Source organism: Streptomyces sp. KLMMK (genome assembly GCF_036961605.1).
In the GTDB taxonomy this organism is placed as follows: domain Bacteria; phylum Actinomycetota; class Actinomycetes; order Streptomycetales; family Streptomycetaceae; genus Streptomyces; species Streptomyces telluris.
In genome coordinates, this window is record NZ_JBAMDC010000440.1 from 1 (window position 1) to 5,008 (window position 5,008).

The window sequence follows — 5,008 nt, forward strand, 5'->3', positions numbered from 1 at the left end:
CTCCCAGGGCTCGCGCGGCATACGCAACCCCAAGGTGCTGCTCAGTGCCGTGGCGGGCGTCGTGGCGTTCCTGCTGGCGGCTTTGATCGGCGCGTCCGTGTTCGGCGGCTCGGGCGGCGGGACGGGCTCCCAGCGGCCCGAGGCGCAGCCGTCGGAGTCGGCGGAGCGGGCGCCGGGCGGGAATGCCGAAGCGCCGAAGGTCGTCCCGGCCGAGGCGGTTCCGCCGTCGGCCCGGCCGTCGCCGTCCGGCTCCCGCAAGCCGAAGAAGGACCGCAAGAAGTCCGGGGACAGCAAAGACGGCAAGGACGCCAAGGACTCCGGCGGCCGCGACAGCCGCAGCCGGGATGCCGACGAGGACGACGACTGAGCGTGCCTTCCTCCGCCGCCGGCGTCACCCGCCGGCGGCCCGCCTCACTCCCCGGCGGCGTCCTCCACGAAGTGGTCGAACTCCCCGGCCCTGACCCCCAGGACGAAGGCGTCCCACTTGGCCGCGGTGGTGGTCACCACGGTCTCGGGTTCGGTGTTCGTCCGCAGGTGGACGTCGCCGTCGTCACCGAAGGCGATCTCCAGGTACTCGGTCTCGTCGCCCTCGGTCACCGGAATCCAGTTGAGCTCCGCCATGGGCCCTCCTCGGCACTCCCGTGTCACTCCTGTGTCACTCCCGTCACGTCCTCACGGTAGCGCTTCCCCCGTGACCGGGCCGGATCTGGACGCTCGTTGACGGATCGATAGAAATTGCGGATACGCATCGGGTCGTTGGGGGAGGATTGCGGGGTGCGGAAGCTCTGGGTGGGCATGGGTGTGGGCATCGCGATGTGCCTGTGTTTCATCGGGCTGCTCGTGATCGGCGTGTACACCGCGGCGTCGAACCTGCTCGGAGGCGGCGGAGGAGGCGGCTCCGTGGGGCTGGCCAAGGGCGCCGTGCCGGATCAGTACCAGACCCTCGTGCAGAAGTGGGGCAACCTCTGCCCCGCGCTCAATCCGGCGATCCTGGCTGCGCAGATCTATTCGGAGAGCGGCTGGAACCCCAAGGCCGTGAGCCCGGCGGACGCGCGCGGGATAGCCCAGTTCATCCCGGGCACCTGGGACGCCCACGCCATCGACGCCAACCGCGACGGCAAGAAGGACATCTGGGATCCGCAGGACGCCATCCCGTCGGCGGCCGTCTACGACTGCGAGCTCTCGAAGTACGTCAAGGACGTCCCCGGCGACCTCGCGGACAACATGCTCGCGTCGTACAACGCCGGTTCGTACGCGGTGATCCGGCACCGCGGGATCCCGCCCTACCAGGAGACGCAGGGGTACGTCCGTTCCATCCGCACGCTGGAGAAGAGCTTCGCCCGGCCCGTCGGCAGGGTCGCGCCCTCGCAGCAGGCCGCCGGAGCGATCTACTACGCGCAGGAGAAGCTCGGCACGCCGTATCTGTGGGGTGGCGACGGCACCACCGAGGACAACGGCAGGTTCGACTGCTCGGGCCTGACCAAGGCGGCGTACGAATCGGTGGGCATCACCCTGCCGCGCGTCGCCAACGACCAGTGGAACGCGGGCCCGCACCCCAAGCGGAACGAGCTGCTCCCGGGTGACCTCGTGTTCTTCGCCAATGACTTGAAGGACCCGCGCTCCATTCACCACGTGGGGATCTACGTGGGGGGCGGTCAGATGATCAACGCCCCTTACACGGGGGCCGTGATCCGCTTCGACAAGATTGATATGCCGGACTACATCGGGGCGACCCGGGTCACTCAGGATGGCGCGAAAGCATTGCCCGCGGCCAACGCCGCATGAACGCTCCAGGACGAACTGCGACGATGGGTCACCCTTCCATAACGTCCTGGTGATCATTGGGAGAAGAGTGGAACGCCCGGCCGGAGTGGGGCGTTCCATGGGAGTGGGAAAGCAGCGCCACTGGGCGGGGGCTACAGCGACGCACGGACCACGGGGGTCGGCAGCTGGACGTAGCGACAGGCGACAGATAAGGGGCCACGGCACATGGCTGGACTCGCGATGGGGTACCCCATGACGGAGGCCAGGGGCGGGTCGAACCCCGACACCAGCACGCTGTACGACATCAACGGCCTTGCCAAGGACGCCCCCGGCTGGCTCGACCGCACGATGGAGTTCATCGGCGAGTACGGGATCATCCTGGGCCTCGCCGTCCTCATGCTCTTCGCCTGGTGGAGCCTGCGCCGCCGGCAGGACGCGCCGGGCGCCGTCGCGGCGCTGCTGTGGGCGCCGCTCGCCGCCGGCATCGCCCTCCTCGTCAACATCCCGATCCGCGGCTTCGTGAAGCGGCCCCGGCCCTTCCTGGACCACCCGGGCCTGGAGGTGCTGGTCAAGGGCAAGACCGACTACTCCTTCGTCAGCGACCACGCGACGCTGACGATGGCGATCGGCGTGGCCCTCTTCGTCGCCAACCGCAAGTACGGCCTGATCGGAATCGGCCTGGCCGTCCTGGAGGGCTTCTGCCGCGTCTACATGGGCGTGCACTACCCGACGGACGTGATCGGCGGCCTCGCCCTGGGCACGGCCGTCGCGCTCCTCCTGGCGCCGCTGGCGATGATGCTGCTGACCCCGCTCACGCGCGCGGTCGCGCGGACGCGTGCGGCCTGGCTCGTCCGCTCGGACCGCCCGCTCGCGCCGCCCCTGGCGGCGGCGGAGGCCCCGGTCACCGGAACCGCCGACTCGGGGCGGGGCGTGCCCCGGCACCGGGACAACGACCTGGCGGCGTAGGCCGACGCGGCCGGGGGAGCCAGGGGCTCCCCCAGCCTCCGCGCGGACCTCACAGCGCCTGCGGGAAGTCGAACAGCCGGTTCGGGTCGTATTGGTGCTTGAGCTTGGTCAGGCGGCCTTCCGCGCCGCCGTAGTACGCCTTGCGCCAGTCCTTCAGGCCCGCGTCCGCGTAGTTCTGGTACGCGGACCCCGAGGCGTGGCGGCGCATCGCGGCGTGGGTGCCGTCCAGCCATGACGTCTGGCTGCTGCCGGAGCCGCCCGCGGCCCAGTGGGACAGGTACTGGGCGAGGAAGCGCGAGCGGCGGTGGACGAAGGCCGTGGCCAGGGGCTGGACGCGGTTGACGGCGCCGCCCAGCGCCGTCAGCTGGACCGAGACGCCGCCGCTGCCGCCCCCTCGGCCGAAACGTTCCACCTGGCCGGTGAGGGCCCGTATGCCCGCCGCGTTCAGCGAGCGGTCGTAGAAGTCGGAGCGCGCCCCGTACGTCTCGCGCTGCAGGGTGCCGGCCGTGTCGCGGCCGGGCGTGCGGCCCGGCAGGTGGCACTGCGCCTGGGACTTGTCGGAGCAGCCCGCGTAGGCGCGCACCATGTCGAGGTGGGCGCGGCGGCGCAGCCGGACGCCGTTGGACGTGCCGCCGACCTTGCTCACCAGCAGGTCGAGGGCGTTCTCCAGGTCGCCGTGGGTGCCGAGGGAGTACGCGGAGACGGAGACGCGCGGGGTGCCGCCCGCGGCGGCCGACAGGTCGCAGGAGGACCAGATCTCGTCGGGCCGGCTCGGCCCCCACTCCTGCCAGGCGCGGATCACGTCGGCGGCCCGCGACCAGGGCCAGGAGACGTAGCCGGTGACGCCGTCGGCCGCCGCGCGGGTGCGGAAGCGGAGCTCGGTGACCACGCCGAAGTTGCCGTTGCCGGCGCCGCGCAGGGCCCAGAAGAGGTCGGCGTTGCGCTCGGCGCCTACGTCGAGGACCGTGCCGTCGGCGGTGACGAGGGTGGCGCCGGTGAGGCTGTCGCAGGTCAGGCCGTAGGCGCGGGAGGTGACGCCGTGTCCGCCGCCGAGGGCGAGGCCGGAGATGCCGACCGTCGGACAGGAGCCGGAGGGGAGGGTGACGCCCTGCCCGGCCAGCCCGGTCTGGACGTCGATGAGCTTGGCGCCCGCGCCGATCACGGCGGACCGGGAGTCCGGGGTGCGGACGGACTTCAGCCGGGAGACGTCGACGACGAGCCGGCCGGTGCCGCTGGACCAGCCGGCGTAGCTGTGACCGCCGCTGCGTATGGATATGAGGGTGCTGTAGCGGCGGGCGAAGGCGAGGCACTCGCGGACGTCCTGGACGTTCGCCACGTAGGCGATGCCGGCCGGGCGCAGGTCGTCGAAGCGGGTGTTGTAGAGCTGCCGGGCCGCGGCGTAGTCGGCGTCGCCGGGGCGGACGAGGCCGCCGGAGAGGCCCTTGCCGAGGGCGGTCCAGTCGGCGGCCGCCGGGTCGGGGCGCGGTGCGGCGGGGACGGCCCGGCCCGAGGTGACCATGCGGCCGGGGCGCTCCTGGCCGCGGCTGTCGGTGCAGGAGGCCGCCCAGGTGCCGGCCGCGGCCAGCCCCGCGCCGGCGGCAAGCAGCTGCCGCCTGCCGAGGAACCCGCGCGCACCGGCCGCCCGTGCGTCTGTGCCCGCGCTCGTACCTATGCCCTGTGCGCCCGTACTCGTCCCGTTTTCGTCAACGGCCATGCCCGCCCCCGTCACCCGATGTGCTGCCGGTTTCCCCCGTCGTCCAGACAGATGGCGCGGGGGTAGCGGTGGTTCCGCCTACCCGGGCGGGGCGGGATCAGGCGGGGGGATCAGGCGTCGCGGAGGCCGGTCGCTCAGGCCGCGCCGGCGGCGGCCTCGTGGCCCGCGGCGTCGTCGCGGGCCAGGGAACGGGCGCGGCGGGCGGGGCCGCGCCAGCCGCACGTACAGCGGGCCGAGCAGAAGGATCCCTGCTCGCTGGTGCTCGTGGAGTGGGCTGCGGACGGCTCCACGGATGCGCGGTCGGACACGTGACCACGCTACCGGGCCGTGACGGTGGCGCCCACGCCGTCGTTGGCAGTAACGGGTTCCACAGCGGGTCGGTGGCAGGGGGCTGGCAAGGCATGGTGGCGCGGAGAGAGAGAAGCGGCGGAGAAGGACGCGGGAGACGGGGACGTGCCAGGGGCGCGGCCGTCGGCCGCGCGGTGGCGGCCGGCCTCGCCCTCGGCCTCCTGATGTCCGGCTGCACGCTCCACGGGCCGGCCGCTCGCGAGGCCCCCGAGCTGC

The 5,008-nt window shown here is 72.6% G+C and carries 5 protein-coding genes and 1 pseudogene; 3 read left to right on the forward strand and 3 right to left on the reverse strand.

Annotation, left to right across the window (positions count from 1 at the left end):
* Positions 1-367, forward strand: a pseudogene (locus V7793_RS33140) (hypothetical protein); the annotation flags it as partial.
* A gap of 44 nt (positions 368-411) precedes the next feature.
* Here V7793_RS33140 and V7793_RS33145 read toward each other — a convergent pair.
* A complete protein-coding gene (locus V7793_RS33145) occupies positions 412-621 on the reverse strand; it encodes a DUF397 domain-containing protein (protein WP_168092832.1) in 210 nt (69 codons plus the stop codon).
* A 153-nt stretch (positions 622-774) separates the two neighbouring features.
* On the opposite strand from V7793_RS33145, the gene V7793_RS33150 reads away from it, so the two are divergent.
* On the forward strand, positions 775-1,785 hold the full coding sequence (locus V7793_RS33150) for a C40 family peptidase (RefSeq protein WP_336013413.1): 1,011 nt from the start codon (positions 775-777) through the stop codon (positions 1,783-1,785).
* A gap of 204 nt (positions 1,786-1,989) precedes the next feature.
* The gene (locus V7793_RS33155; RefSeq protein WP_336013414.1) at positions 1,990-2,730 is read left to right on the forward strand and encodes a phosphatase PAP2 family protein; all 741 of its coding nucleotides are present in this window, start codon (positions 1,990-1,992) and stop codon (positions 2,728-2,730) included.
* 49 nt (positions 2,731-2,779) lie between these two features.
* Here the strand turns inward: V7793_RS33155 and V7793_RS33160 are convergent, their stop codons facing one another.
* Together V7793_RS33160 and V7793_RS33165 are read right to left on the reverse strand one after the other, a co-directional pair.
* Positions 2,780-4,444 (reverse strand): FAD-binding oxidoreductase, encoded by a 1,665-nt coding sequence (locus V7793_RS33160; protein WP_336013415.1) that lies wholly within the window; start codon positions 4,442-4,444, stop codon positions 2,780-2,782.
* 134 nt (positions 4,445-4,578) lie between these two features.
* A complete protein-coding gene (locus V7793_RS33165) occupies positions 4,579-4,752 on the reverse strand; it encodes a hypothetical protein (protein WP_336013416.1) in 174 nt (57 codons plus the stop codon).
* Between the last annotated feature and the right edge of the window lie 256 nt (positions 4,753-5,008).